Genomic DNA, 25,379 nt, shown 5'->3' on the forward strand with positions numbered 1-25,379 from the left:
AATGAATATTGAAGATTTAGAGTTAAAAATTTCAAGGGTAAAATCATCTTTGATAATAGACCAACCATATTTTGGCTCAATTGCTTCATATTTAAAACCTGTGTTAAATGAAGATATAAAAACTTTTAAATCAAAAACTAATAGCTTTGAATATAATGATACATATATAGACTCTTTATCAAATGAAGAGTTAGCTTTTGTACTTACAAACTCAGCTATGCATCAAGCTTTTAATCATCAAAATAGATTAGAAAACAGAATGCCATGGCTTTGGAGTTTAGCTACTGATTATGCAATAAACTCACTTCTTGTAAATAATGGTTTAGAAATACCAGATCATATAAACTATGATATGAGATTTGATGATATGAGTGCAGAAGCAATATATGCAACACTTGAAAATGAAATAGATGATGATAAACACACTCCTGAACAAATATCTCATATAAGTTTTGAAAATCAACAAGAGCAAGAAATAGATGACGAAGAATCATTAATAGATATGAATGAACAACTTATAAATAAAGCAAAACTTCAAGGGAATTTACCTTTGGGAATTGAAATATTTGTACCTAATTTATTCGAGGGAAAGATCTCTTGGGAAGATGAATTGTATCAAGTGATAGAACAAGCTGTAAAGTTTGATTATAGATTGTTTCCTGCTAATAAAAGATATTTAAGTTCTGGTATTGCACTTCCCTCTCTTAGTGGTTCAAAAGCAAAAGTAGTAATTGCAATAGATAGTTCCGGTTCAATCGAGGGAAGTTTACTCTCAAAATTTTTAACAGAAGTTGAATCTATTATGAATACTTTTACAAATTTTGAAATTGATTTACTAATTACAGATGCAAAAGTTCATGAGCATCATATATTATACGCAGGGGATGAGTTATCATATACTATAAAAGGTGGAGGTGGAACAAACTTTGAAAATACCTTTATTTATATAGATCAAAATATTGAAGATATAAATCTCTTATTGTATTTTACTGATGGCCTTGGAAAGTTTCCTCAAGATGAAGGAAATTTCGACACAGTTTGGGTATTAACTAAAGATGATGTTGATGTTCCTTTTGGAAGACTAATATATTTATAAAAAATTTATATATAAAAAAGAAGCACTTTTATTTATTCTTAATATAAACTTTAAAGACCATATAAAATAGCAATATCTTCCTTTATAAAAGGAAATAAAATTCTAAATTTTTTATATGAAAGCCCATAATACTTGACATTTAACTCCAATTAAGTTATAATCCGCGTCCACTAAATGTGGTTAGAGTGCATTTATGCGCATCTAACGAGTTCTTTAAAGGAAAAAAATGGAAAAGATTAGATTAAAGCTTAAAGCTTATGATCATAGAGTTTTAGACAGAAGTGTTGCTTCAATTGTTGAAGCCGTAAAAAGAACTGGTGCTGATTTAAGAGGTCCAATCCCTCTTCCTACAAAAATCAGAAGATATACAGTTATTAAAGGTCCTCACGTAAATAAGGATTCTAGAGAGCAATTTGAAATCAGAGTTCATTCAAGAATTATTGATATCATCGCTGCAACTCCAGATACTGTAGATTCGTTAATGAAACTTGACTTAGCTCCTGAAGTTGATGTTGAAGTTAGATCTATGGGTCAAGAATAAGAAGAAAGGGTAATACAAGATGGAATTTATAGTTCAAAAAATCGGTATGAGTAGAACAGTTTCTGTTCCAAGTACTCCTGTTACACTTTTAAAAGTTCTTGATACTAAAGTGTGTGAAGTGACTGACGGTGTAGCAATTGTATCGTATAGTAATGGTAAAAAATTTAACAAAGCTATCGAAGGTATACAAAAAAAATATAACTTATCTAAAGAGTTTAACAGATTTGCAACAATTACAGTAGCAAATGCTGAAGCTGGTGATTTAGATGTTTCTGGATTAAGTGAAGCGCAAATTTTAAAAACAACTTTTAAAACTAAAGGTAGAGGTTTCTCTGGTGCGGTTAAAAGATGGAATTTTGCAGGTGGTAGAGCATCTCACGGACACAGAATGGGTAGAAGAGTTGGTTCAATCGGTAACTGCGAATGGCCAGGTAGAGTTCAGCCAGGTAAGAAAATGCCAGGGCAATACGGAAATACAAATGTATCTGTTAAAAATGATGTAATTTCATTTGACGCTGAAACTGGAATTTTAGTTCTTAAAGGTTCAGTATCTGGTCCAAACGGAGCATTAGGAAAAGTAAAGGTTGCTAAATGAGCAAAGCAATAGTATTAAACGAAAAATTTGAAAATAATGGTGAAGTAGTTTTACCAGCTAGTTATGAAGAAATTAACAAACATAATTTATATTTATATGTTAAATCTTATTTAGCGGCATTAAGATCAAATACAGCAAGAGCGAAAACAAGAGCAGAAGTAAGCGGTGGTGGTAAAAAACCTAAAGCTCAAAAAGGTTCTGGTGGAGCTAGATGGGGTTCAAAAAGATCTCCTTTATTCGTTGGTGGGGGTCAAGCATTTGGACCTACTAAAAGAAACTATAATCAAAAAGTTAACAAAAAACAAAAAGCATTAGCATTAAAATATGCTATCAATGCTCAAGCAAACAACAGTACATTATTTGTTGTTGATTCAATTAAAATTGAATCTGGAAAAACTAAAGAGGCAGTTGCAGTTTTAACAAAATTAAACAAAAGAGATACATTAATCGTATGTGATACAATTGATGAAAAAACTTATTTAGCGTTTAGAAACATTAAAAACTGTTATATGGTTGAAAAGCAAGAAGTTAACGCTTATTTAATTGCTGCATACCACTCAGTACTTATTGAAAAATCAGTACTTGATGCATTAACAAAAGAGGCTTAAGATGGCAGATATTACAGATATTAAAGCAATATTATATACAGAAAAAACAATTGAGCTTCAAGAAAATGGTGTAATCGTTGTTCAAACTAGTCCAAGAATGACTAAAAACGGTTTAAAAGAAGTATTTAAAGAGTATTTTGGAGTAACACCTTCAAAAGTAAATTCTTTAAGACAAAATGGTAAAGTAAAAAGATTTAAAGGGAAAATCGGTAAAAGAGCTGATTTCAAAAAATTCTATGTAACATTACCTGAGGGCGCAGCAATTGCGAACCTTTCAGCTTAAGGAGATTATAAATGGCAATTAGAAAATTTAGACCAATAACTCCTGCAAGAAGATTTATGTCTGTTATGGATACTTCAGATATTACTTCTAAACCAACTGTTAAATCTTTACTTGTAAGAGTAAAAGCAAACGCTGGTAGAAATAATAACGGTAGAATTACATCAAGACACAAAGAAGCAGGTGCTAAGAAATTATATAGAATTATTGATTTCAAAAGAGATAAATTCGGTGTTGAAGGTACAATTTCAACTGTAGAATACGATCCGTACAGAAACTGTAGAATTTGTTTAGTTACTTACCTAGATGGAGATAAAAGATATATCTTACAACCTTCTGGATTAAAAGTTGGAGATAAAGTACAAGCTGCTGAATCTGGACTTGATATCTTACCTGGTAATGCTATGAGATTAATGAGTATCCCAGTTGGAACAATGGTTCATAATATTGAAATGAAACCAGGAAAAGGTGGACAAATCGCTAGATCTGCTGGTGGATATGCTCAAATTATGGGTAGAGAAGACAAGTATGTTATCATGAGATTACCATCTGGTGAAATGAGAAAAATTCTTGGTGTTTGTATAGCTACAATTGGTGTAGTTGGAAACGAAGATTTCTCTAACATGGTAGTTGGTAAAGCTGGTAGAAGTAGACACCTTGGTATTAGACCTCAAACTAGAGGTTCTGCAATGAACCCTATTGATCACCCACACGGTGGAGGGGAAGGTAAAACTAACTCTGGTAGACATCCGGTTACTCCATGGGGTATGCCAACTAAAGGTTATAAAACTAGAAAGAAAAAAGCTAGTGACAAACTAATCATTTCAAAAAGAAAGAAGTAAGGGTTTAAGATGGCAAGATCGATAAAAAAAGGTCCATTCGTAGACGCGCACCTATTAAAGAAAGTTATCAAAGCTAACGAAGCTAACGATAAAAAACCAATTAAAACTTGGTCAAGAAGATCTATGGTATTACCAGATATGATCGGATTAACTTTCAATGTGCACAATGGAAGAAATTTCGTTCCAGTTAATGTTACTGAGAACCACGTTGGATATAAATTAGGTGAGTTTGCACCAACTAGAACGTTTAAGGGCCATAAAGGTTCTGTTCAAAGAAAGGCATAAGAATGGCTAAAGCAATATTAAAATTTATTAGACTTTCTCCTACAAAAGCAAGATTAATTGCTAGAGAAGTTCAAGGAATGAATGCAGAGTATGCAATCGCATCTTTACAATTTACTCCAAATAAAGCTGCTGGAATTATTTCTAAAGTTATTGCATCTGCTGTAGCAAATGCAGGTTTAGATCCTGTTGATGCAGTTGTTGTATCAGCAAGAGTTGATAAAGGTCCAGTTCTTAAGAGATTTACTCCAAGAGCTAGAGGAAGTGCATCTCCAAAGCACAAACCAACTGCACATATTATGATTGAAGTAGCTGCTGCAACTAAAGGAGATAAGTAATGGGTCAAAAAGTTAATCCAATAGGTTTAAGATTAGGTATTAATAGAAACTGGGAATCAAGATGGTTTCCTAAATTTGAAACAATGCCAGCAAACGTTGCAGAAGATGACAAAATCAGAAAGTATGTTAAAAAAGAATTATACTATGCTGGAATTGCTCAAACTATCGTAGAAAGAACTGCAAAAAAAGTAAGAGTTACAGTTGTTGCTGCTAGACCTGGTATTATTATCGGTAAAAAAGGTGCAGATGTTGAAAAACTTAAAAATGCACTTTCAAAATTAGTTGGTAAAGAAATCGCTGTAAATATTAAAGAAGAGAGAAAACCTCAAACTTCTGCTCAGCTATCTGCTGAAAATGTTGCTCAACAATTAGAAAGAAGAGTTGCGTTCAGAAGAGCTATGAAAAGAGTTATGCAAAACGCTTTAAAAGGTGGAGCAAAAGGTATTAAAGTATCTGTTTCTGGAAGACTTGGTGGAGCTGAAATGGCTAGAACTGAGTGGTATTTAGAAGGAAGAGTTCCTTTACATACTTTAAGAGCAAGAATTGATTATGGTTTTGCTGAAGCTCATACAACTTATGGTTGTGTAGGTATCAAAGTTTGGATTTTCAAAGGTGAAGTATTAGCTAAAGGTATCCCAACTGAAAAAGCTGAAGACACTTCTTCTAAACCTAAAAGAAGACCAACTAAGAAAAGAGGTAAATAATTATGTTAATGCCTAAAAGAACTAAGTTCAGAAAGATGATGAAAGGCCGAAATAGAGGTATGGCTCATAGAGGAAACTCTTTAGCATACGGAGATATCGGTATCAAAGCTGTTGAACACGGAAGAATAGATTCAAGACAAATTGAAGCGTCAAGAATTGCAATGACAAGAAAAGTAAAAAGACAAGCGAAAGTTTGGATTATGGTATTCCCTGATAAACCACTTACTGCAAAACCATTAGAAACAAGAATGGGTAAAGGTAAAGGTTCTGTTGATAAATGGGTTATGAACATTAAGCCAGGAAGAATTTGTTTTGAGATGGCTGGAGTATCTGACGAATTAGCTAGAGAAGCTTTAACGTTAGCAATGCACAAGCTACCATTTAAAACTAAAATTGTAACAAGAGATAGCGAAAATGAACTATACTGATTTAAAAGACAAAAACTTGAGTGAACTTCAAGTATTATTAAAAGAGAAAAAGGTGCTTCTTTTTGAATTAAAAGCTAAGCTAAAAACTATGCAGTTGACAAACACATCTGAATTAAGAGTTGCTAAAAAAGACATCGCTAAAATTCAAACAGCTATGACTGCTGCAAAAGCTAACTAAGGATCTAAGTATGACACATAAAAGAGAGATTCAAGGTATAGTGGTAAAAAATTCTGGAGATAAAACTGCTTCTGTATTAGTTACAAGATCAGTATTACATCCTAAATATCACAAAACTGTAAAAAGATTTAAGAAATATTTAGTTCATGATGAAAAAAATGAATTAAATGTTGGTGATAGTGTTATCGCTGTTGAGTGTAGACCATTGTCAAAAACTAAATCTTTTAGATTAAAGACAATTGTAGCTACAGGAGTTAAATAATGATTCAAAGTTTTACAAGATTAAATGTAGCTGACAACACAGGTGCAAAAGAGATTATGTGTATCAAAGTTTTAGGTGGTTCTAAAAGAAGATACGCAACTGTTGGTGACGTTATTGTTGCTTCAGTTAAAAAAGCTCTTCCAACTGGAAAGATCAAAAAAGGTCAAGTTGTTAAAGCTGTTGTTGTTAGAACTCATAAAGAAGTTCAAAGAGAAAATGGTTCATTAATTAGATTTGATGATAATGCAGCGGTTATTCTTGATGCAAAAAGAGAACCAGTTGGAACAAGAATCTTTGGACCAGTAGCTAGAGAAGTTAGATATTCAGGTTTCATGAAAATCGTTTCACTTGCACCGGAGGTACTATAATATGGCAATTAAATTAAAAATCAAAAAAGGTGATACTGTAAAAATTATCGCTGGAGATGACAAAGGTAAAACTGGTGAAGTTTTAAGAGTATTACCTTCAAAAAATAAAGTAATCGTAAAAGATTGTAAAGTTGCTAAAAAAACTGTTAAACCTGATCAGGAAAAAAATCCTGAAGGTGGATTCGTTAACAAAGAAATGCCAATTGACATTTCAAATGTAGCAAAAGTAGAGGGTAACTAATATGGCATCTAGATTATTTGAAAAATATAAATCAGAAATCAAACCAGTTTTAGAATCAGAATTTGTAAAAAACAAAACTTTAACTGCAAAGTTAGAAAAAGTAGTTATTTCTGTTGGTGCTGGTGAAGCGATGAAAGATTCTAAATTAATCCAAAATATTGAAGATACAATTTCTTTAATTGCTGGTCAAAGAGCAGTAAAAGTTATTGCTAAAAAATCAGTAGCTGGATTTAAAGTTAGAGAAGGTATGCCAGTTGGTGTTAAAGTTACTTTAAGAGGTGAGCAAATGTATAACTTCTTAGACAAACTTTGTAACGTTGCATTACCAAGAGTAAAAGACTTTAGAGGTCTTAATAAAAATGGTTTTGATGGTAGAGGAAACTTCAACTTTGGTTTAGATGAGCAATTAATGTTCCCAGAAGTTGTATATGATAATATTATTAAAACACATGGTATGAACATTTCAATAACTACTAGTTCAACTAACGATGCTGAATCTTTCAGATTATTAGAATTAGTAGGTATTCCATTTACTAAAGGGAGAGCGTAATGGCAAAGAAATCTATGATCGCTAAACAACAAAGAACACCTAAGTTTGCTGTAAGAGCATACACAAGATGTTCAGTTTGTGGAAGACCTCACTCTGTTTATAGAGATTTTGGTTTATGTAGAGTTTGTTTAAGAAAAATGGCTAACGAAGGTTTATTACCTGGTGTTAGAAAAGCTAGTTGGTAGGAGAATTTAAGCTATGATGAATGATATAATCGCAGATGCTTTAACAAGAATTAGAAATGCTGCAATGAGAAAATTAGAAGTTGCAACATTATTACACTCAAATACTGTAGTAGGTGTTTTAAACGTTTTATTACAAAAAGAGTATATTACTGGATTCAAAGTTATTGATGGACAAAACAATAAGAAGACAATTCAAGTTGAATTGAAATATGATGATAATGAGAAATCAGTAATCAACGAAATTAAAAGAGTTTCTAAGCCAGGAAGAAGAGTTTATAAAAATGCTTCTGAAATTAAAAGCTTTAAAAATGGATACGGTACAATTATCGTTTCAACTAACAAAGGTGTACTTGCTAATGATGAAGCACATGCAGCTAATGTTGGTGGCGAATTACTTTGTACGGTATGGTAGGAGAGTTTAATGTCTAGAATTGGAAAAAAACCTATCGCAATCCCTTCAGGGATTGAAGTATCAGTTTCTGGTACAGTAATTAGTGTAAAAAAAGGTAACAAAGTATCTACTGTTGAAACACATGGTAGAGTAAATATTGAAGTTGCTGATGGAAATGTTGTTTTAACTAGAGTTGGTGAAGATAAAGAATCTTCAGCATTCTGGGGAACTTACAGAGCTTTAACAAGCAATGCAATTGATGGATTAAATTCAGGTTTTACTAAATCTTTAGAAATCAATGGTGTTGGTTATAGAGCTGCTGTAAAAGGTGAAGTTTTAGAACTACAATTAGGTTATTCTCACCCTATTAACTATGAAATCCCAGCTGGATTAGAAGTTACTGTTGAAAAAAACATAATTAACGTTAAAGGTGCTGACAAACAACAAGTTGGTCAAGCTGCTGCAATTATTAGAGGCTTTAGAAAACCAGAACCTTACAAAGGTAAAGGTGTTAAATATACTGATGAGAAAATCATCAGAAAAGCCGGAAAAACTTCTAAGAAGTAAGGTGTAACTATGAGTAGAATAAAAGACTTAGCTAAAAAAAATGCTTTAAGAATAAAAAGAAAAAAAAGAGTTAGAGGATCAATTTTTGGTACAGCTGAAAAGCCAAGAGTATCAATTTTTAAATCTAATAAATATGTTAGTGCACAAGCTATTAATGATGTTGAAGGTGTAACTTTAGCAGCTGTTAGCTCTCAAGCTATGGGTTTAAGCATTAATAAAGTAAACGCAGTAAAAGTAGCAGCACAACTTGCTGAAAATTTAAAAGCTGCTGGAATTGAAACAGTAGTTTATGACAGAAACGGTTATCTTTACCATGGTGTAGTTGCAGCTTTTGCAGATGCATTAAGAGATAACGGTATCAAATTATAAGGGTTAATGATGGCAGCAGTTAATAGAGAAGATTTTCAAGAAGCAATCGTTAAAATCGGAAGAGTAACAAAAGTTGTAAAGGGTGGTAGAAGATTCAGATTTACAGCTTTAGTTGTTGTTGGTGATAAAAACGGTACAGTAGGTTTCGGAACAGGAAAAGCAAAAGAAGTTCCTGATGCAATTAAAAAAGCATTAGATGACGCTTTCAAAAGCTTAGTAACTGTTTCTATTAAAGGAACTACAATCGCACATGACATTGAACATAAATATAATGCAAGTAGAATATTATTAAAACCAGCATCTGAGGGTACTGGGCTTATCGCTGGTGGAGCTGCAAGACCTGTTCTTGAGCTTTCAGGGGTAACTGATATTATTGCAAAATCTTTAGGTTCTAATAATCCAAACAACCTTGTACAAGCTACTGTTGAAGCATTAGCTAGAATTAAAGGATAGAGAATATGGAATTAAATAACTTACAACCAGCAGCTGGAAGTACTAAAAATACTAAAAGAATTGGTAGAGGTCAAGGAAGCGGTACTGGTAAAACAGCAGGAAAAGGTAACAAAGGTCAAAAAGCTAGATCTGGTTATAAAATGAAAAGAGGATTCGAAGGTGGTCAACAACCACTTTACAAAAGACTTCCTAAAGTTGGATTCTTTTCAAGAGTAGCTAAACCTTATTCAATCAATGTTGATAAAGTATCTCAAATTGCAACTCTTGATGAAATTACATTAGATTCAATTAAATCTGTGTATAAATTATCAAAATCAGTTGAAAAAGTTAAATTAATTGGATCAACTGCAAAAGATTTAGTAGCTAAGATTAAAGACGAAAACGTTACAACTACTGGAAAATAATTATGAGTAAAGATCTAATAAATAAGATTCTTATTACATTAGGCTTTATTTTTCTTTACAGATTACTGGCATACGTGCCAGTACCTGGAGTTAATATAGACGTAGTTAAAGAATTTTTCGACTCTAATGCTAACAATGCACTAGGTCTTGTTAATATGTTTAGTGGAAATGCAGTTGAAAGATTGTCTATTATTTCACTAGGAATTATGCCTTACATTACTGCTTCTATTATTATGGAACTACTTGCAGCAACTTTCCCAGCACTTGGTAAAATGAAAAAAGAAAGAGATGGTATGCAAAAATACATGCAAATCATTAGATACACTACAATTGTTATTACATTAATTCAATCTATTGGTGTTTCTGTTGGTCTTAATTCATTAACAGGTCAAAGTGGTCAGGGTGCTATTTCAATCGATATGAATACATTTATTGCCGTTTCTGCAATTTCAATGTTAACAGGTACCATGCTTTTAATGTGGATTGGTGAACAAATCACACAAAAAGGTATTGGAAATGGTATTTCATTAATTATTTTCGCTGGAATTGTATCTGCAATCCCAAGCGCAATTGGTGGAACTATTGATTTAGTTAATAATGGACAAATGAATTTCTTAACTGTAATTGCTATTTTAGTAATTATTATGGCAACAGTTGGAGCTATTATTTATGTTGAATTAGGTGAAAGAAGAGTTCCTGTTTCATATTCTAGAAAAGTAATGATGCAAAATCAAAACAAAAGAATTATGAATTATATTCCAATTAAAGTAAATTTAAGTGGAGTTATTCCAGCAATTTTTGCAAGTGCTATTTTGATGTTTCCTGCAACTGTGTTACAAGGTAGTCAAAATAAATATTTAGTAATGATTGCGGATTATTTAAGTCCTCATTCTTATACTTTTAATTTATTTATGTTTTTATTTGTAGTTTTCTTTGCATTCTTCTATGCATCAATTACATTTAATGCAAAAGATATTTCAGAAAATTTAAAGAAACAAGGTGGTTTTATTCCTGGTGTTAGACCAGGAGCAAGTACAGCTGAGTTTTTAAATGAAGTAGCAAGTAGATTAACATTCTGGGGTGCTATATACATGGGATTAATTTCAACTTTACCTTGGCTTATTGTAAAAGCTATGGGTGTACCTTTTTATTTTGGAGGAGTTGCTGTACTGATCGTTGTACAAGTTGCTATTGATACTATGAGAAAAATAGAAGCTCAACAGTATACAAACAAATATCAAACTCTTAGTGCGGTTGGATTATAAAAATGGCTATCCCATTAAGAAAACCAAATGAGATAGATAAACTTCGAATTGCAAATATTGCAGTTGCAAAAACATTAAACTATTTAAAAAATTCAGTAAAAGCTGGAATGACTTTAAAACAAGTTGATGAAATGGGGGAAAAGTTCTTAAGAAACTTAGGAGCTAGACCCTCATTTAAGGGACTTTACGGTTTCCCTGCTGCTATTTGTACTTCATTAAATGAAGTTATCATCCATGGAATTCCTACTGATGTTGTTTTGAAAGAAGGTGACATCTTAGGTATTGATATTGGCTCTGAAATTGATGGATGGTATGGTGATTCTGCAATTACTATGCCTATAGGAAAAATTTCAAAAGAAGATGAAGCTTTAATTGCTTGTGCAAAAGATTCTTTATATTATGCAATTGATGTAATTAAAGAAGGTATGAGATTTAAAGAATTATCTAAACTTATTGAAGATTTTATAACATCACGAGGCTATCAACCACTAGTTAGATTTTGTGGACATGGTATCGGTAAAAAACCACATGAAGAACCAGAAATTCCAAATTATTTAGAAAATGGAAATGCAAAATCTGGTCCAAAAATCAAAAATGGAATGGTATTTTGTATAGAACCTATGATTTGTCAAAAAGATAGAAATCCTGTCATTTTAGAAAATGGTTGGGATGTTGTATCAGGTGATGGATTAAGAGGAAGTCATTATGAACACACTGTTGCTGTAATTAATGGAACAGCTGTTATTTTAAGTAATTCGGAAAACTAAGGGAGAAAAAAGTGGCTAAAGATGATGTAATTGTAATTGATGGTAAAGTAATTGAAGCTTTACCTAATGCTATGTTTAGAGTTGAATTAGATAATGGACATGTTGTATTATGTCATATCTCAGGAAAAATGAGAATGCACTATATTAAGATCTTACCTAATGATACTGTAAAAGTAGAGATTACACCTTATTCGCTAGATAAAGGTAGAATCACACATAGATATAAATAATCTTATTTTATATCTATTTTAAATAAGGAATTTAATTCCTTATTTATATCTTTCTTAAATAAAAATCCAAGACTCTTTGTTAAGTTTTAAATCTTCATAAAAATATAAAAAACTATGAAGCCAAAACTAATAATATTTCGCACACTTTAAAAAAGTTATACTATCAATATTTAGCTCCATAGTTTTTTATATTAATTTTAATTAATTCTATTTTTAGTTATATCAATCTCTTTTTGAATAATTTCTTTTTGTTCTAGCATCAATTCTAAATGTTTTTTCATTATTTCTCTATCTTTATATGATTCAATTATAAATTCATAAAGTTTAGGTCTATTTTTCTTCCAATTATGCAAAGTAGTTTTATTTACATCTAAATCGTATTCTAGTTTTCTTAAACTAGGGGCTGTCATTTTAATTCCTATTCTTAATTATTTGTTATTTTATAAAATAATGGAACAAATGTCAAGTATTATTTCATTTTTGTTCATATTATTGGAACAAATAATTGTAAAAGAAACATTTATGTACAATTTCATATGACAAAAACAGTTAAAAATCAAATATTGAAAAATTTACACAATCTAAAATCTTTTGGTTATGAATATCATGAATCATTAGATTTTTTTTCAACAGAAGTAAGAAATTTTAAATTACCTAATAATTTAAATGAATTAAAAAACAGTGTTGAACATTGTTATTTATGTGAACATTCAAAAAGCAGAAAGAATGTTTTATTTGCTTATGGGAATCCTTCTTCTGATATTATGTTTATTAGTGATGAACCAAGTAACAGTGAAGATGAGATGGGTATTTTTTATGCAGGTAAATCGGGTGAGTTACTGAGTAAAATGATTGAAAATGTGTTAAATATAAAAAAAGAAGATGTTTATTTAACTACTTTGGTAAAATGTAAAAGTTCAAATGGTTTAAATAATTCAAATATTGATACTTGCAATGATTACTTGTTAAAACAAATTGAGTTAGTAAGTCCAAAATTGATTGTGACATTAGGAGAAAAAGCATATTCTTATTTATTAAAAAATAGTTCTGATTTTGCACAAGTTAGAGGAAAAGAATTAAGCTTTAATGGTATTTCATTAATTGCTACATTTTCACCAAGTTTTTTATTAAGAAATCCATCTTCAAAAAAAGATGCATATTATGATATGCTAAAAATTAAAAATTACATGGAGAATATAAATTGAGACAAATAATTACTTTATTAATATTAGTTTTTGTGTTTTTTGGTTGTACTCAAAAACAAACAGTTCCTTTGAAACTTCCTCAAAGCCAAAACAAAGAGAAAGTTTCAGAAATTAAAATAAAACAAGAAAAACCAATTGTCGAATCCACACCTGTTATTGAGGGATTAAAACCTATTGATATAAAAGTTAGTGAGGGAACTCTTGCTGATAATATCGCAGTACCTAGCGAAGATAAAATTCCTGATGGGGAAATAATTTCAGAGATCCAAGTTGATTTGGCAAAAGTAAAAATTAAAGTTGCTTTTATTTATCCGTCTTCTTTAGTTGAAAAATATGCAAAAACTTCTTTAAATACTATTTCTGGATATTTATCTTATCAAAAAGCTGATTATGATTTATCTATCATTGATTCTACTAATGAAAGTTATGACAATATTAATTTAGCATTTGCAAAAGCAAAACAAAATGGTGTTACAAAAATTATAGGTTTATTTACTCCAAGTGCAGTTTCTTCACTTGATAAAATTGTTACAGGTGATGTAAAAGTTTATCTTCCTTTAATTGAAAAAAAGGATTCATTAACAAATAATGAAAATCTGATTTTTGGTTCGATTTCTTATGATCAACAAGTTAAAAAATTAATTTCATACTCAAATACAAATAATGCAATGTTTTATCAAGACACTTATATTGGAAATAAATTAAAAAGAGCTTATGATGCATCAGTATATGATACAAGAGTTAGAAAAGAAATTAGTAAAACAGAAACAAATTTTAAATATATAGTAAATGATTATAAATTAAATAATTCAACTTTATTTTTAAATACAGATTTAGTTAAATCATCATTAATTTTATCTCAATTAAGAGCATATGATATATCTCCAAAGGCTATATTATCAACGCAAGTAAGTTATGATCCAATGTTAATGTTATTAACTCAAACACAAGATAGAGAGAATTTAGTAATTGCGAATTCAATTGATAGTGTTAATAATGAATTAAGAGATGAAATTACTACTTTTGGTGGAAATATTGTTTATGAATGGGTTGATTATTCTACTTTAGTTGGAATTAATTATTTATATTATGGTAATAACTCAAATTTAGTGCAAACAAAGATAATTGATAATGAAGCTGTATATAACCCAAAATTATTTAAAAGCACAGATGTAGGCTTTTTAGAAATTAAGTAAAATTTAGATAAAATCGCGAATATTTATGTGAATGGAGATTAGAATTTGAGAACACATTATTGTACAGATGTAACTGAAGCAAAAATTGGTGAAACTGTAACTGTTGCTGGTTGGGTAAACAGTAGACGTGACCACGGTGGAATTATATTTATAGATTTAAGAGATAAAAGTGGATTAGTTCAATTAGTAGCAGATCCAAGTGATAGTAAAGATGCTTTAGCAATTGCTGAAACTGTAAGAGATGAATATGTTTTAATAGCAACTGGACTTGTAAGAGCAAGAGGTGAAGGACTTGAAAATCCAAATCTAAAAACTGGAAAGATTGAAATTGTTTTAAATAATTTAGTTATTGAAAATAAATCTAAGCCAATGCCTTTTGATATTAATGATGAAAAAGTTAATGATGAAATTAAATTAAGAAATAGATTTTTAGAACTTAGATCAACAAAATCATTTAATATTTTTCAATTAAGATCTAAAGCTGCTATTCAAGTTAGAAATACTTTAGATGAATTAGGTTTCTTAGATGTTGAAACTCCTATTTTAACAAAATCAACTCCTGAAGGGGCTAGGGATTATTTAGTTCCATCAAGAGTTCATCCTGGTGAATTTTACGCACTTCCTCAATCTCCACAATTATTTAAGCAACTTTTAATGGTTGCTGGATTTGATAAATATTTTCAAATTGCAAAGTGTTTTAGAGATGAAGATTTAAGAGCTGATAGACAACCTGAATTTACTCAAATAGATGTTGAGATGTCATTTTGTACTCAAGATGATGTTATTGCAGTTGCTGAGAGACTTATCTATGATGTATTTACAAAATGTGGTAAAGATGTTCCTAAAACTTTTAGAAGAATGAAATATTCTGAAGCTATGGAAAAATATGGAAGTGATAAACCTGATTTAAGAATTGATATGCCACTTGTTGATGTTATTGATATTTTTGCTAACTCTACTAATGAAATTTTTGCTGATATTGCAAAAGATAAAAAGAACAATAGAATCAAAGCTTTAAAATGTAAAAATGGAGACAATATCTTCTCTAAGAGACAAATGAAAGGTTTTGAAGATTACGTTAGAAAATTTGGAGCTAAAGGTTTGGGTTACTTCCAAATGAAAGAAGATGGATTAAAAGGTCCATTAACTAAATTCTTCTCAGAAGCTGATTTAGAAGAGATAGTAAAAGCAACTGAACTTGAAGTTGGTGATGTTGTATTCTTTGGAGCAGGAGCTAAGAAAGTAGTTTGGGATTATATGGGAAGATTTAGATTATTCCTAGCAAATGAAATGAATATTGTTCCAGCTGATGCTTTAGAATTCTTATGGGTTGTAGATTTCCCAATGTTTGAAGTTGAAGATGGAAGAACAAAAGCACTTCATCATCCATTTACTATGCCTAAATCACTTGATAATGTTGAAGACTTAGAAGAAATCGAATCAATTGCTTACGATATTGTTTTAAATGGTACTGAGCTTGGTGGAGGAAGTATAAGAATTCACAAAGAAGAAATTCAATCAAAAGTATTTAAACTTATGGGAATTTCGGATGAGGAAGCAAGAGAGAAATTTGGTTTCTTACTTGATGCACTTCAATATGGAGCTCCATCTCATGGTGGATTTGCAATGGGACTTGATAGAATGATTATGTTACTTGCAGGAACTGATTCAATCAGAGATGTAATAGCATTTCCTAAAACTCAAAAAGCTCAATGTTTATTAACCCAAGCTCCATCAAGTGTAGATGAAGATCAATTAAAAGAGTTAAGTATCAGATTAAGAAAAACTGTTACTGATATTTAATATAAATTTATAACAGGAGAGAGACATGATGAAAATTCTTTTTTTAATACTCTCTCCTTTGTTTCTTTTTGCAAAAATGCAAATTGTTACTTATTTTCCCCTTGAAACTCATATTATTAAGAAAATAGCAGAAAAAGAAATTGTGCCAAGAGAAATTACAAATAGATATTTGTCAGAATTTAGAAAACTACCATCATCTGAAGTTTCAAGACTTTCTAACTCAAAAATATATTTTCATTTTGGTTTAGATGTTGAAAAAGAGTATGAAAATACTTTAAAAGAAAGAAATCCAAATTTAATTGTAATTGATATGTCTAAAGGTGTAGATAAATTAAATACTAATACTTATATTTGGATAGATCCCTTTGCTATGAGAATAGTTGCAAAAAATATTTATGAAGCTTTTGTAGAAATTGATAAAAAGAAAAAAGATTTTTATAAAGAAAATTATGAAAATTTTTTAGATGAAATTGATGATACTTTTTTAAAAGTAAAACAAAAAATGAGTGGAAGTGATGTAACTACTATCTATGCTTTTGATGATTATTGGGATAATTTTGCAAATAGATTTAGACTTAATATAATTAAAAAAGAAAAAAAATATTTAAATATTGCTGATATCTCTAGCACTCTTGAATTTACACAAAATAGAAATATTAAAAAATTATTATTTTATAGAGGAATGGATTATAACATTGCACTTTCACTTTCAAGTAATTTAAATGTTGAAATCATAGAAGACGATATTTTTGGTGATCAATGGCAATTCAATCTTCTAAACCTCTCTCAAAACTTATTCAAATAGTTATAAGTATATAATTATTTTTCTAAAAATGGATACTTAGTATACATTTGTATCTCCTAAAAACACTTAAGTGTATATATAATTAAATCATATTATAAAGAATAAAGTGTGGAAAATATAATGATAAATGAAATTGTAAATTATAAAGGTATAAGTATAAAAAAAGAGTTATATCCATTAATTAAACATATAGAAGATGTAGATAAATATAAAGATGAATTAGGACAATTAAGTACTTCTTGGGATATGTTTGCATTACTTGGACAATTAGGTGATATTAATATTGATATTGGTAAAACAAAAGAAAATTTTTTAAATCTGACTTCTACTTTATTAAACCACCTAAGTGAACAAGAAGTAAAAAAAGTTACTCAAGAGATGAAATTTAAAGCACAAGTTGCTATTGATGTACTTATTAGAAACTTATTTGAAAGAACAGCTGATGTTGGTTTTTTAGCAACCGATGATGATATTAGAAATTTTATGCAAAATTATGTTTCAAAATACAATGAAAATAGTGTTTTTTTGCGAAACAATATTCAAAAAAGATTTAAGGAATATGTGGCTAAATATTCTGTTTATTTTGACATAGTTTTATTAGATAATCATGGAAAAGTATTAGTTCGATTAAATGATGATATTAAAACAGAAAAAACAGATTTGTCTTTTGTAAATAAGATTTTAAATTCTGATGAGGATTACATTGAAACATACGGTTTTCATGATTTTATTCCTCAATATAAAAAATCTTTAGTTTATTCATCTAAAATTAGAAAAACCAATATGCAAAATTCAGATAGCCTTGGAATTTTGTGTTTATGCTTTAGATTTACCGATGAAATGAATGGAATTTTTAATAATCTGATTGATACAAAAAATAAAGAGTGCATTACAATTTTAGATGAAGATGGAATTGTAATAGCAAGTAGTGATAAAGATCATATAAAATTAGGAGCAAAACTTCCTATAGTGTTAAATGAAGAGTTTAAACTTATTTCATTCGCAGGAAGAGATTATATAGCGAAAACTTGTGAAACAAATGGTTATCAAGGGTTTAATGGTCTTAAATGGTATGGACATATTATGATTCCTTTAGAATATGCATTTTTAAGTAATGAATTAAATACTTTAGATATTAATGAATCTATTATCAATGCAATGATGGAAAATGAACAACATTTCTCAAAAGAATTAAGAGATGTATTTTATAAAAGTCAAACTATTCAAGATAATTTAACTAGAGTTATTTGGAATGGAAATATTGCTCAAAGTAAATTAAATTCTGTGAATAGAGAGTTCTCAAAATCACTATTAAATGAAATAGGTATTACAGGTAAAAAAGCAAACTCATCTTTAGAAAACCTAAACCAAACAATCATAACTTCTATTGTAAAAGATAGTGAATTCTTATCTTCTTTAGCTATTGATATAATGGATAGAAACTTATATGAAAGAGCAAATGATTGTAGATGGTGGGCATTAAATTCATATTTTAGAGAAGCATTTGATGATTATTCAACCTTAGATGATAAAAAAGATGAAATAAGTGAAATTTTAAAATATATAAATGATTTATATACTGTTTATACAAATTTAATAGTTTTTGATAAAGATGGAAAAGTAATAGCAGTTTCAAATCGTAATGAACAGTTTTCACTAGGAAGAATTTTAACACAAGATTGGGTTTCAAAAACTTTAATGTTAAGAGATACTTCAAAATATTGTGTTTCAAAATTTGAAAAAACAAATCTATATGATAATGAATCAACATACATTTATTCAAGTGCAATCAGATCATTTAAAAATGAAGCAATAACAACAGGTGGAATAGCAATAGTATTTGATTCAAAACCTCAATTTAAAGCAATGCTTGAAGAAACATTACCAAAAAATGCAGAAGGTGAAATCCTACCTGGAATTTTTGCATTATTTACAAATAAAGATAAGCAAATAATCTCATCAACAAATGAAGATTTCCAAGTTGATTCCTATTTAAATATTGATGATTCATTTTTTACTTTAAAAAACGCAGAGAAACTTAGTAAAATTATTGAATTAAATGGTAAGTATTATGCAATTGCAGTTAAGTGCTCAAGTGGTTATAGAGAGTATAAAAGTAGGGTTGATGATTATAAAAATGATATATTGTGTTTTGTATTTATATATATTGGAAGTATTAATTGTCATACTTTTTTACAAAAAAATAAATCTAAGTTCTTAAATACTTCAAAAGCAAAATTCACAGCAACAAGTGTTGAATTAGCAACATTTTATTTAGGGAAAAAATTATTAGCTGTAAATGCAAAAAATGTAATAGAATCAATAAGTATAGATGAGTTAAAAGAGTCAATAGATATGGATAAAAATAATCATTTTAAAGGAATGGTTTTACATAAAGATAAATTAATAGCTGTTTTAGATATTAGAGATTTTCTAAATGAAGAGATTACAAATGATGACTTAACAAATATAATTTTAGTGGAATACGATAAGGATAATATAGAGCATTGTATAGGAATACTTGTTTCATCTTTGGAAGAAGTTTGTGTTATTGAAGAAAAGACAATTCAACACATCCAAAGTCATTTTTTAGGATCAGGTACTTTAGTTGAAAGTTTGGTTAATGTTGATGATTCAAAAGATTCAAAAGTAGCTATGTTATTGGATATAAAAAAAATAGATACAAATTTAACTAAAAAAATATAAATATTTATGGTAGAGGTTAAATGATATTTGGGCACAATACGAAAAAACTAATATATAATATTTTATAAAGAAGAAAAATGAGTACTATTAATAAACCAAATAAATTTTTACCCACAACTCTCGAAGAAATGCATGAAAGAGGTTGGTATGAACTTGATGTAGTTCTAATAACAGGAGATGCATATATAGATTCCCCTTTTATGGGAATTGCAGTTGTTGGAAGAATCCTAGAAGATATAGGCCTTCGTGTGGGAATCATAGGTCAACCTGATGTAAATAGTGATGTTGATATAAAAAGAATGGGTGAGCCAAAACTATTTTGGGGAGTAAGTGGTGGAAGTATTGATTCAATGGTTTCAAACTATACAGCTACCAAAAGATTTAGAAGTACAGATGACTATACTCCAGGTGGAAAAAATGACAAAAGACCAGATAGGGCAACACTTGTATATACAAACCTAATAAGAAGATATTTTAAAGGAACAGTTCCTATAGTTCTTGGTGGAATTGAAGCCTCTTTGAGAAGACTTACGCATTATGATTATTGGTCTGATAAGTTAAGAAAACCAATATTATTTGATACAAAAGCTGATTATATGGTTTATGGGATGGGTGAACAAGCTATTATTGACTTAGGAAACACTTTAAAAATAGGGGGAGACCCAAGAACTATAAGAGGACTTTGTTATATTTCAAAAGAAGCACCAACAGAAGAAAACTTTTTACAGATTCCTTCACATGCTGAGTGCTTAAAAGATAAAGAGAAATATATAGATTTATTTAAAGCTTTTTATGACAATAATGACCCTATTTATTCAAAAGGTTTATACCAAGAAGTAGATGGAAGATATTTAGTTCAAAATCCACCAAGTCGTCATATGGAAGAATCAGAAATGGATAAAATTGCATCTTATCCATATCAAAGAGATGCTCATCCATATAATGCAAAAGATGGAAAAGTTAAGTGTCTTGAAACTATTAAATTTTCTATTATGACACATCATGGATGTTGGGGAGAGTGTAATTTCTGTGCAATTGCTGCTCATCAAGGTCGAACAATAAGAACAAGAAGTGAAGAAAATATTTTAAAAGAAGCAAAACATTTTACAACACTAAAAGATTTTAAAGGAATTATTTCAGATGTTGGTGGACCAACTGCAAATATGTACGGATATGAGTGTGTTAAAAAAGAAAAACTTGGAACTTGTATAGAAAATAAAAGATGTGTAGATGCCCATAGACTTTGCCGAACTATGAAAGTAGATCACAGTAGAAACATACAATTACTTAAAGATATAAGAGCAATTCCTGGAATCAAAAAAGCCTTTGTGGCTTCAGGTGTTAGGTATGATTTAATTACAGCTGATAAAAAACATGGATATGAGTATTTAAAAGAGATGGTAGATCATCATATTTCAGGTCAAATGAAAGTGGCTCCTGAGCATACAAACGATGAAGTATTACATCATATGGGAAAACCAGGAAAACAAACTTTGATTGATTTTAAAGCTATGTATGACAGACTTAATAAAGAATCAGGGAAGAAACAGTTCTTAACATATTATTTAATAGCTGCACATCCAGGATGTGAAGAGAAACATATGCATGAGTTAAAACAGTTTACAACCCATGAATTAAAAATGAATCCAGAACAAGCTCAAGTATTCACACCAACTCCAGGAACTTATTCAGCTGTTATGTATTACACAGAATTAGATCCATTTACAAAGAAAAAAATCTTTGTTGAAAAAGATCAAAGAAGAAAAGAAAAGCAAAAAGAGATTGTGGTGGCAAAAAAAAGTTTTGCTTGTAAAAGTAAAAAAAGCAGTTCAAGTGCTGGGATGCAGGGATAATAAGGATAAAAAAAGAGCAACTATCATAAATAGTTGCTCTTTTTAAATTTTGTAAAAAGATTTATGAAAGAGCGTTTAACATATCCGCTGTAACATCAGAAACATCTTTTGTTCCATCAAGTTCTATAAATACACCCATTTTTGTATAAAAATCAATAAGTGGTGATGTTTGTTCATGATATGCATTTAATCTACTAATTACAGTTTCAGCATTATCATCTTTTCTAATAATTAATTCACCACCACAGTAGTCACATTCATCTTCTTTTTTAGATGGATTAAATTCAACATGGAAAGATGCTCCACATTTTGAACAAACTCTTCTTCCTGTGATTCTTCCAACGATTAATTCATCAGGAACATTTAAAGAAATTACTTTATCAAGTGAAATTTCCATATTTGACATTAATTCACTTAAAGCCTCTGCTTGAGCTAGAGTTCTTGGAAATCCATCAAGGATAAAACCATTTTTGCAGTCAGACTCAGCTAGTCTATCTTTGATAATACCAATGATTGTTGAATCAGGAACTAATTGTCCTGCATCCATAAATTTTTTTGCTTCCATTCCCATATCTGTTTTATCAACAATTGCAGCTCTTAAAATATCGCCTGTTGAGATTTGAGGAATATTATATTTTTCAATTAAAAACTTTGCTTGTGTTCCTTTGCCTGCACCTGGTGCACCAAATAGCATTAAATTCATATTTCATTTCCTTAATTTTTTTGTATTATATATAAAAAGCTTTTAATAATACATAAGGTTTTGATAGTACATAAAGAATTTAAATGATTTTTGATACAATTGTTTAATGTAAATAGAACTAAGGGTATAGATGAAAAAATTATTTTTAATAATTGGAGCACCAGGAAGCGGTAAAACTACGGATGCAGAACTAATAGCAGCAAAACATAATAATATCACTCACTATTCAACTGGAGATATGTTTAGAGCTGAAGTTGCAAGTGGAAGTGAAAGAGGTTATATCATCGAAACTTATATTAGCGCTGGTAATATTGTACCAATAGATATTGCTATTGAGACAATCGTAGGTGCGATTAAAAGAGCTCCAAGCGATATAGTTATTATTGATGGATATCCAAGAAGTGTTGAACAAATGAGTGAATTAGATAAATATTTAATAAATGAATCTCAAGTTGAATTAGTAAATGTAATTGAAGTTGAAGTGTCACAAAATACAGCATTTCAAAGAGTTCTTGGACGTGCAGCTGATTCTGATGTTGTTAGAGCTGACGATAATGAAAAAGTATTTTTAAATAGAATGAAATTATTTACAGAGCCACTTGCTCAAATCAAAGAATTTTATACACAAAAAGATTTATTAAAAGTAATTAGTGGTGAGGGTACAATTCAAGAAATTGTTTCTGAAATGGATTCATTTATAAAATCAAGAGTCTAGTTTTTTATGGAAAAAAAAGTTAATTTTTATTCAGTTATTATAGGAACTGAACTTCTGAATGGACGAAGAACCGATGCTCATTTTTCTTTTTTTAACAATCAATTACTAGAAAGAGGGTGGGAACAAAAAGCTTCTTTTGTAATTGAAGATGACCCAAAACTTATGTTTGATATTTTCAATCTTATAAAAGGTGATCCAAACTCTGTAATGTTTTGTTTTGGTGGAATTGGAGCAACTCCTGATGATTATACAAGACAAACAGCTGCACGTGCATTTACTGATTTTAAAATGGAATTTCATGAAGAGGCAAAACAAAAAATTATAAATCAATTTAAAGAAGAAGCATATCCTCATAGAATAAATATGGCATATCTTCCAACAAATGCAAAACTTCTTACAAATGTAGTAAATAACGTTGCAGGCTTTTATCTAGAAGATAGATTTTTCTTTACACCTGGATTTCCATCTATGAGTCAAACTATGGTTATTGAGGCACTAGATTTACTATATCCAAAATCACAAGAAAAATATAAAAGAATTTTAACTGCAAATGCAAGTGAAAATGATCTAATAGATACTATGTTAAAAATTCCTAAACACTTGGACTTTGCCTCTTTACCAAAAATTATTGGGCAAGATAGAAAAGTTGTGATTTCACTTGCTGGATATGATAAAGCAGAAGTAGATAAAAATTTTCAATTATTTATTGATTTTTGTGAAAAAAATGATTTAGAATATATTTTAAAAGATATTAACCATTAAATTATTTTATAGGTTCGTTATAATCACCAATTTTCCATCCTTCGTCTTTTGGATATTTACTTAGATTGTAATCATTCCAAATTTTTATACAAAGCTTATTTCCATTTTTATATTCAGCTTTAGCAAAGTTATGAGCCCTTCCAAAGTTTGGGAAAACTCCAAGTCCGGAAGCATACATATATGCTATATAACAGTTAGCATCGTACTCTTTTTGCTTTGATGCTAATTTAAAATAGTATAAAGCTTTTTCATAATCTTTATCAACTATTTCTCCCATTAAAAAGAATCTACCTATCATTAGTTGAGATTTAGCATGATTTTTACTTGAAGCATCTATAAAAGTATTATATGCTTTTTTAGGATTATAATATTTTGTTTGATTTGATAAATATATTTTTCCAAGCATATATGTTGATTCTAAATTTTGTAAATCTGAAGCTTTCTGAAAATATTCATAGGCTTGATTTAAATTTTTAGCAATTCCATCACCCTTTAGATATATAAGTCCTAATTCGTGCATTGCTTTAGGATCATTTTGTTTTGCAAGTTTTTTATATTCTCCTATTGCTTTCATTGTTCCTTCAATACTCTTTATAGTATAAACTTCTTCAAAGGTCATAGCATTTAGAGCATTTAATAGAAAAATCACTAATAGTGCTATTTTCATACTATTTCTTTTTTTATATTAGAATTTAGAGCAGTTGTAATTTCATAAGTTATTGTATCATGCTCTTTTGCTAATGTTTTTACATTATTGAAAATACAAACTTCATCATCTTCTGTGTTTAAAGATAAGCAATCCATTGAAACTCGACCTAAAACTTTATATCCTTGAGGTGTTGTATATGAATTTCTTTCATTTAATCTTAAAAATCCATCTCCATAACCCACATCATATGTAGAAATAACAATATCTTCTGTCGCTTCATATGTTCCTCCATAACCTACCCTTTGACCTTCTTTTAAAATTCTAGATGAGAGTTTATCAGCCCAAAGTGATAAAACTGGTTTTAAAACTGGAAATTTAAAAATATTTGCATCATCTAAATATCCATATGTTGCAATTCCAACTCTAGCAAAGTCTTCATCAAAATCTGCATGTCTAAATAAGGCCGCTGAATTGCAAGAATGAAAAGCTGGAAGGGGTAGAAAAAGTTGTTCACATATTCTTTTCACATCTTGTTTTACCCTAGTAAAAACCGCATTTTGCCAGAAAAAATCTGTTGTTAGTTCATCTGCACCTTTATGATGTGTAAATACGCCTGTTATCTTAATATTTCTTTCTTTAAGCCCTAAAATAGCCACTTCTAAGTCTTCTGGAGATATTCCATTTCTATGCATTCCTGTATCAACTTTGATATGAACATTACAATTTTCAGGTAGATTATCAATATCTTCAAGGGTATTTAATGCTATGTGAAAAGCATGTGAATAAGTGTGAATAGATTTCTCTGCTAGTATTAAAATATAATCAAATAACTTTTCAATTTTAAGTGCATCATTTAGTGTTCTAACCACTGCTTTTTTAATTCCAAATTCACTTGCTAGTTTTGCAATTTCTAAAATTCCATGTCCATAGGCATTATCTTTTAGTACCACTGCAACTTTATTTTTTGATCTTGTTTGTTCTGAAATAACACTTAAATTGTAAAATAGATTTTCTTTGTTTAATAAAATTCTTGCCATT

General features: G+C 29.6%; 36 protein-coding genes. 32 read left to right on the top strand and 4 right to left on the bottom strand.

Annotated elements, in window-relative coordinates:
• The first annotated feature begins 1 nt into the window (after window position 1).
• The 24 genes from ABVS04_RS11030 to infA all read left to right on the top strand — a co-directional run bounded on the left by ABVS04_RS11030 (window position 2) and on the right by infA (window position 11,944).
• The gene (locus ABVS04_RS11030; RefSeq protein WP_368030787.1) at window positions 2-1,096 is read left to right on the top strand and encodes a VWA-like domain-containing protein; all 1,095 of its coding nucleotides are present in this window, start codon (window positions 2-4) and stop codon (window positions 1,094-1,096) included.
• A gap of 226 nt (window positions 1,097-1,322) precedes the next feature.
• Window positions 1,323-1,637 carry a 30S ribosomal protein S10 gene (gene rpsJ / locus ABVS04_RS11035; protein ID WP_014473685.1) on the top strand — a complete coding sequence of 105 codons (315 nt, stop codon included), beginning with the start codon at window positions 1,323-1,325 and terminating at the stop codon, window positions 1,635-1,637.
• Window positions 1,638-1,656: 19 nt separating this feature from the next.
• On the top strand, window positions 1,657-2,232 hold the full coding sequence (gene rplC, locus ABVS04_RS11040) for a 50S ribosomal protein L3 (protein WP_368030788.1): 576 nt from the start codon (window positions 1,657-1,659) through the stop codon (window positions 2,230-2,232).
• Window positions 2,229-2,840: a 50S ribosomal protein L4 gene (gene rplD / locus ABVS04_RS11045; protein ID WP_368030789.1), complete on the top strand. Its 612-nt coding sequence runs from the start codon at window positions 2,229-2,231 to the stop codon at window positions 2,838-2,840. The genes rplC and rplD overlap by 4 nt, the downstream gene beginning before the upstream one ends.
• Before the next feature lies 1 nt (window position 2,841).
• The gene (locus ABVS04_RS11050; protein WP_172125551.1) at window positions 2,842-3,123 is read left to right on the top strand and encodes a 50S ribosomal protein L23; all 282 of its coding nucleotides are present in this window, start codon (window positions 2,842-2,844) and stop codon (window positions 3,121-3,123) included.
• An 11-nt stretch (window positions 3,124-3,134) separates the two neighbouring features.
• On the top strand, window positions 3,135-3,962 hold the full coding sequence (gene rplB / locus ABVS04_RS11055) for a 50S ribosomal protein L2 (RefSeq protein ID WP_368030790.1): 828 nt from the start codon (window positions 3,135-3,137) through the stop codon (window positions 3,960-3,962).
• A 9-nt stretch (window positions 3,963-3,971) separates the two neighbouring features.
• Window positions 3,972-4,247: a 30S ribosomal protein S19 gene (gene rpsS, locus ABVS04_RS11060; protein ID WP_368030791.1), complete on the top strand. Its 276-nt coding sequence runs from the start codon at window positions 3,972-3,974 to the stop codon at window positions 4,245-4,247.
• 2 nt (window positions 4,248-4,249) lie between these two features.
• Entirely contained in the window at window positions 4,250-4,582 is a 333-nt protein-coding gene (gene rplV, locus ABVS04_RS11065; RefSeq protein ID WP_368030792.1) for a 50S ribosomal protein L22, read from the top strand.
• Complete coding sequence (rpsC, locus tag ABVS04_RS11070; RefSeq protein WP_368030793.1) at window positions 4,582-5,286, top strand: 30S ribosomal protein S3; 705 nt, start codon at window positions 4,582-4,584, stop codon at window positions 5,284-5,286. The genes rplV and rpsC overlap by 1 nt, the downstream gene beginning before the upstream one ends.
• Before the next feature lie 2 nt (window positions 5,287-5,288).
• Complete coding sequence (gene rplP, locus ABVS04_RS11075; RefSeq protein ID WP_128358937.1) at window positions 5,289-5,714, top strand: 50S ribosomal protein L16; 426 nt, start codon at window positions 5,289-5,291, stop codon at window positions 5,712-5,714.
• Complete coding sequence (rpmC, locus tag ABVS04_RS11080) at window positions 5,701-5,892, top strand: 50S ribosomal protein L29 (RefSeq protein ID WP_118916810.1); 192 nt, start codon at window positions 5,701-5,703, stop codon at window positions 5,890-5,892. Before rplP ends, rpmC begins: the two co-directional genes overlap by 14 nt.
• A gap of 10 nt (window positions 5,893-5,902) precedes the next feature.
• Window positions 5,903-6,154 carry a 30S ribosomal protein S17 gene (rpsQ, locus tag ABVS04_RS11085; protein WP_368030794.1) on the top strand — a complete coding sequence of 84 codons (252 nt, stop codon included), beginning with the start codon at window positions 5,903-5,905 and terminating at the stop codon, window positions 6,152-6,154.
• Complete coding sequence (rplN, locus tag ABVS04_RS11090; RefSeq protein WP_004510830.1) at window positions 6,154-6,522, top strand: 50S ribosomal protein L14; 369 nt, start codon at window positions 6,154-6,156, stop codon at window positions 6,520-6,522. The genes rpsQ and rplN overlap by 1 nt, the downstream gene beginning before the upstream one ends.
• A gap of 1 nt (window position 6,523) precedes the next feature.
• Window positions 6,524-6,763, top strand: coding sequence for a 50S ribosomal protein L24 (gene rplX, locus ABVS04_RS11095; protein WP_172125565.1), 240 nt, complete (start codon window positions 6,524-6,526; stop codon window positions 6,761-6,763).
• A gap of 1 nt (window position 6,764) precedes the next feature.
• Window positions 6,765-7,313 (top strand): 50S ribosomal protein L5, encoded by a 549-nt coding sequence (gene rplE, locus ABVS04_RS11100; RefSeq protein ID WP_368030795.1) that lies wholly within the window; start codon window positions 6,765-6,767, stop codon window positions 7,311-7,313.
• The gene (locus tag ABVS04_RS11105; protein ID WP_004510833.1) at window positions 7,313-7,498 is read left to right on the top strand and encodes a type Z 30S ribosomal protein S14; all 186 of its coding nucleotides are present in this window, start codon (window positions 7,313-7,315) and stop codon (window positions 7,496-7,498) included. The genes rplE and ABVS04_RS11105 overlap by 1 nt, the downstream gene beginning before the upstream one ends.
• 13 nt (window positions 7,499-7,511) lie before the next feature.
• On the top strand, window positions 7,512-7,910 hold the full coding sequence (gene rpsH, locus ABVS04_RS11110) for a 30S ribosomal protein S8 (protein ID WP_368030796.1): 399 nt from the start codon (window positions 7,512-7,514) through the stop codon (window positions 7,908-7,910).
• A gap of 9 nt (window positions 7,911-7,919) precedes the next feature.
• Window positions 7,920-8,456 (top strand): 50S ribosomal protein L6, encoded by a 537-nt coding sequence (gene rplF, locus ABVS04_RS11115; protein WP_172125574.1) that lies wholly within the window; start codon window positions 7,920-7,922, stop codon window positions 8,454-8,456.
• A 9-nt stretch (window positions 8,457-8,465) separates the two neighbouring features.
• Complete coding sequence (gene rplR / locus ABVS04_RS11120) at window positions 8,466-8,825, top strand: 50S ribosomal protein L18 (protein WP_368030797.1); 360 nt, start codon at window positions 8,466-8,468, stop codon at window positions 8,823-8,825.
• 9 nt (window positions 8,826-8,834) lie between these two features.
• Window positions 8,835-9,278, top strand: a complete 444-nt coding sequence (rpsE, locus tag ABVS04_RS11125) for a 30S ribosomal protein S5 (RefSeq protein ID WP_368030798.1) — start codon at window positions 8,835-8,837, stop codon at window positions 9,276-9,278.
• 5 nt (window positions 9,279-9,283) lie between these two features.
• Window positions 9,284-9,682 carry a 50S ribosomal protein L15 gene (rplO, locus tag ABVS04_RS11130; RefSeq protein WP_368030799.1) on the top strand — a complete coding sequence of 133 codons (399 nt, stop codon included), beginning with the start codon at window positions 9,284-9,286 and terminating at the stop codon, window positions 9,680-9,682.
• 2 nt (window positions 9,683-9,684) lie between these two features.
• Window positions 9,685-10,947 carry a preprotein translocase subunit SecY gene (secY, locus tag ABVS04_RS11135; RefSeq protein WP_368030800.1) on the top strand — a complete coding sequence of 421 codons (1,263 nt, stop codon included), beginning with the start codon at window positions 9,685-9,687 and terminating at the stop codon, window positions 10,945-10,947.
• Window positions 10,948-10,949: 2 nt separating this feature from the next.
• On the top strand, window positions 10,950-11,714 hold the full coding sequence (gene map / locus ABVS04_RS11140) for a type I methionyl aminopeptidase (RefSeq protein ID WP_368030802.1): 765 nt from the start codon (window positions 10,950-10,952) through the stop codon (window positions 11,712-11,714).
• An 11-nt stretch (window positions 11,715-11,725) separates the two neighbouring features.
• Entirely contained in the window at window positions 11,726-11,944 is a 219-nt protein-coding gene (infA, locus tag ABVS04_RS11145; RefSeq protein ID WP_014473706.1) for a translation initiation factor IF-1, read from the top strand.
• A gap of 197 nt (window positions 11,945-12,141) precedes the next feature.
• Here the strand turns inward: infA and ABVS04_RS11150 are convergent, their stop codons facing one another.
• Window positions 12,142-12,354, bottom strand: a complete 213-nt coding sequence (locus ABVS04_RS11150; RefSeq protein ID WP_368030803.1) for a hypothetical protein — start codon at window positions 12,352-12,354, stop codon at window positions 12,142-12,144.
• Between the two features lie 126 nt (window positions 12,355-12,480).
• On the opposite strand from ABVS04_RS11150, the gene ABVS04_RS11155 reads away from it, so the two are divergent.
• The 6 genes from ABVS04_RS11155 (at window position 12,481) to ABVS04_RS11180 (ending at window position 21,512) form a co-directional block, all read left to right on the top strand.
• Window positions 12,481-13,149, top strand: a complete 669-nt coding sequence (locus ABVS04_RS11155; protein WP_368030804.1) for a uracil-DNA glycosylase — start codon at window positions 12,481-12,483, stop codon at window positions 13,147-13,149.
• A complete protein-coding gene (locus tag ABVS04_RS11160) occupies window positions 13,146-14,345 on the top strand; it encodes a hypothetical protein (protein WP_368030805.1) in 1,200 nt (399 codons plus the stop codon). Before ABVS04_RS11155 ends, ABVS04_RS11160 begins: the two co-directional genes overlap by 4 nt.
• A 45-nt stretch (window positions 14,346-14,390) precedes the next feature.
• Window positions 14,391-16,148 (top strand): aspartate--tRNA ligase, encoded by a 1,758-nt coding sequence (gene aspS / locus ABVS04_RS11165; RefSeq protein ID WP_368030806.1) that lies wholly within the window; start codon window positions 14,391-14,393, stop codon window positions 16,146-16,148.
• Between the two features lie 25 nt (window positions 16,149-16,173).
• Entirely contained in the window at window positions 16,174-16,953 is a 780-nt protein-coding gene (locus ABVS04_RS11170; protein WP_368030807.1) for a zinc ABC transporter substrate-binding protein, read from the top strand.
• 120 nt (window positions 16,954-17,073) lie between these two features.
• Window positions 17,074-19,659: a chemotaxis protein CheW gene (locus ABVS04_RS11175; RefSeq protein ID WP_368030808.1), complete on the top strand. Its 2,586-nt coding sequence runs from the start codon at window positions 17,074-17,076 to the stop codon at window positions 19,657-19,659.
• 77 nt (window positions 19,660-19,736) lie between these two features.
• Window positions 19,737-21,512, top strand: a complete 1,776-nt coding sequence (locus ABVS04_RS11180) for a YgiQ family radical SAM protein (RefSeq protein WP_368030809.1) — start codon at window positions 19,737-19,739, stop codon at window positions 21,510-21,512.
• A 61-nt stretch (window positions 21,513-21,573) separates the two neighbouring features.
• Here the strand turns inward: ABVS04_RS11180 and ABVS04_RS11185 are convergent, their stop codons facing one another.
• The gene (locus tag ABVS04_RS11185; protein ID WP_368030810.1) at window positions 21,574-22,215 is read right to left on the bottom strand and encodes an adenylate kinase; all 642 of its coding nucleotides are present in this window, start codon (window positions 22,213-22,215) and stop codon (window positions 21,574-21,576) included.
• Window positions 22,216-22,345: 130 nt separating this feature from the next.
• Here ABVS04_RS11185 and ABVS04_RS11190 point away from each other — a divergent pair, with 130 nt between their 5' ends.
• Both ABVS04_RS11190 and ABVS04_RS11195 read left to right on the top strand, forming a co-directional pair.
• Window positions 22,346-22,930 (top strand): adenylate kinase, encoded by a 585-nt coding sequence (locus tag ABVS04_RS11190; protein WP_368030811.1) that lies wholly within the window; start codon window positions 22,346-22,348, stop codon window positions 22,928-22,930.
• 6 nt (window positions 22,931-22,936) lie between these two features.
• Window positions 22,937-23,692, top strand: coding sequence for a competence/damage-inducible protein A (locus ABVS04_RS11195; protein WP_368030813.1), 756 nt, complete (start codon window positions 22,937-22,939; stop codon window positions 23,690-23,692).
• Between the two features lies 1 nt (window position 23,693).
• Here the strand turns inward: ABVS04_RS11195 and ABVS04_RS11200 are convergent, their stop codons facing one another.
• The gene (locus tag ABVS04_RS11200; protein WP_368030815.1) at window positions 23,694-24,359 is read right to left on the bottom strand and encodes a tetratricopeptide repeat protein; all 666 of its coding nucleotides are present in this window, start codon (window positions 24,357-24,359) and stop codon (window positions 23,694-23,696) included.
• Window positions 24,356-25,378: an alanine racemase gene (locus ABVS04_RS11205; protein ID WP_368030816.1), complete on the bottom strand. Its 1,023-nt coding sequence runs from the start codon at window positions 25,376-25,378 to the stop codon at window positions 24,356-24,358. Before ABVS04_RS11205 ends, ABVS04_RS11200 begins: the two co-directional genes overlap by 4 nt.
• Window position 25,379: the final 1 nt, after the last annotated feature.

The organism is Arcobacter sp. s6 (assembly GCF_040884245.1).
Lineage (GTDB): Bacteria > Campylobacterota > Campylobacteria > Campylobacterales > Arcobacteraceae > Aliarcobacter.

Excerpts from the sequence above, each read along its gene's own strand:
- ABVS04_RS11050 (WP_172125551.1), top strand. The coding sequence starts at position 2,842 with ATGGCAGATATTACAGATATTAAAGCAATATTATATACAGAAAAAACA.
- rplE (WP_368030795.1), top strand. The coding sequence starts at position 6,765 with ATGGCATCTAGATTATTTGAAAAATATAAATCAGAAATCAAACCAGTT.
- rpsH (WP_368030796.1), top strand. The coding sequence starts at position 7,512 with ATGATGAATGATATAATCGCAGATGCTTTAACAAGAATTAGAAATGCT.
- ABVS04_RS11105 (WP_004510833.1), top strand. The coding sequence starts at position 7,313 with ATGGCAAAGAAATCTATGATCGCTAAACAACAAAGAACACCTAAGTTT.
- ABVS04_RS11175 (WP_368030808.1), top strand. The coding sequence starts at position 17,074 with ATGATAAATGAAATTGTAAATTATAAAGGTATAAGTATAAAAAAAGAG.
- rplD (WP_368030789.1), top strand. The coding sequence starts at position 2,229 with ATGAGCAAAGCAATAGTATTAAACGAAAAATTTGAAAATAATGGTGAA.
- ABVS04_RS11150 (WP_368030803.1), bottom strand. The coding sequence starts at position 12,354 with ATGACAGCCCCTAGTTTAAGAAAACTAGAATACGATTTAGATGTAAAT.
- ABVS04_RS11155 (WP_368030804.1), top strand. The coding sequence starts at position 12,481 with ATGACAAAAACAGTTAAAAATCAAATATTGAAAAATTTACACAATCTA.
- rplO (WP_368030799.1), top strand. The coding sequence starts at position 9,284 with ATGGAATTAAATAACTTACAACCAGCAGCTGGAAGTACTAAAAATACT.
- rplF (WP_172125574.1), top strand. The coding sequence starts at position 7,920 with ATGTCTAGAATTGGAAAAAAACCTATCGCAATCCCTTCAGGGATTGAA.
- ABVS04_RS11190 (WP_368030811.1), top strand. The coding sequence starts at position 22,346 with ATGAAAAAATTATTTTTAATAATTGGAGCACCAGGAAGCGGTAAAACT.
- rplC (WP_368030788.1), top strand. The coding sequence starts at position 1,657 with ATGGAATTTATAGTTCAAAAAATCGGTATGAGTAGAACAGTTTCTGTT.
- ABVS04_RS11030 (WP_368030787.1), top strand. The coding sequence starts at position 2 with ATGAATATTGAAGATTTAGAGTTAAAAATTTCAAGGGTAAAATCATCT.
- ABVS04_RS11205 (WP_368030816.1), bottom strand. The coding sequence starts at position 25,378 with ATGGCAAGAATTTTATTAAACAAAGAAAATCTATTTTACAATTTAAGT.
- ABVS04_RS11195 (WP_368030813.1), top strand. The coding sequence starts at position 22,937 with ATGGAAAAAAAAGTTAATTTTTATTCAGTTATTATAGGAACTGAACTT.
- rpmC (WP_118916810.1), top strand. The coding sequence starts at position 5,701 with ATGAACTATACTGATTTAAAAGACAAAAACTTGAGTGAACTTCAAGTA.
- ABVS04_RS11180 (WP_368030809.1), top strand. The coding sequence starts at position 19,737 with ATGAGTACTATTAATAAACCAAATAAATTTTTACCCACAACTCTCGAA.
- rpsS (WP_368030791.1), top strand. The coding sequence starts at position 3,972 with ATGGCAAGATCGATAAAAAAAGGTCCATTCGTAGACGCGCACCTATTA.
- rpsJ (WP_014473685.1), top strand. The coding sequence starts at position 1,323 with ATGGAAAAGATTAGATTAAAGCTTAAAGCTTATGATCATAGAGTTTTA.
- rpsE (WP_368030798.1), top strand. The coding sequence starts at position 8,835 with ATGGCAGCAGTTAATAGAGAAGATTTTCAAGAAGCAATCGTTAAAATC.
- ABVS04_RS11185 (WP_368030810.1), bottom strand. The coding sequence starts at position 22,215 with ATGAATTTAATGCTATTTGGTGCACCAGGTGCAGGCAAAGGAACACAA.
- rplB (WP_368030790.1), top strand. The coding sequence starts at position 3,135 with ATGGCAATTAGAAAATTTAGACCAATAACTCCTGCAAGAAGATTTATG.
- rpsQ (WP_368030794.1), top strand. The coding sequence starts at position 5,903 with ATGACACATAAAAGAGAGATTCAAGGTATAGTGGTAAAAAATTCTGGA.
- rplX (WP_172125565.1), top strand. The coding sequence starts at position 6,524 with ATGGCAATTAAATTAAAAATCAAAAAAGGTGATACTGTAAAAATTATC.
- map (WP_368030802.1), top strand. The coding sequence starts at position 10,950 with ATGGCTATCCCATTAAGAAAACCAAATGAGATAGATAAACTTCGAATT.
- secY (WP_368030800.1), top strand. The coding sequence starts at position 9,685 with ATGAGTAAAGATCTAATAAATAAGATTCTTATTACATTAGGCTTTATT.
- ABVS04_RS11200 (WP_368030815.1), bottom strand. The coding sequence starts at position 24,359 with ATGAAAATAGCACTATTAGTGATTTTTCTATTAAATGCTCTAAATGCT.
- rplN (WP_004510830.1), top strand. The coding sequence starts at position 6,154 with ATGATTCAAAGTTTTACAAGATTAAATGTAGCTGACAACACAGGTGCA.
- rplP (WP_128358937.1), top strand. The coding sequence starts at position 5,289 with ATGTTAATGCCTAAAAGAACTAAGTTCAGAAAGATGATGAAAGGCCGA.
- rplV (WP_368030792.1), top strand. The coding sequence starts at position 4,250 with ATGGCTAAAGCAATATTAAAATTTATTAGACTTTCTCCTACAAAAGCA.
- rplR (WP_368030797.1), top strand. The coding sequence starts at position 8,466 with ATGAGTAGAATAAAAGACTTAGCTAAAAAAAATGCTTTAAGAATAAAA.
- ABVS04_RS11170 (WP_368030807.1), top strand. The coding sequence starts at position 16,174 with ATGATGAAAATTCTTTTTTTAATACTCTCTCCTTTGTTTCTTTTTGCA.
- rpsC (WP_368030793.1), top strand. The coding sequence starts at position 4,582 with ATGGGTCAAAAAGTTAATCCAATAGGTTTAAGATTAGGTATTAATAGA.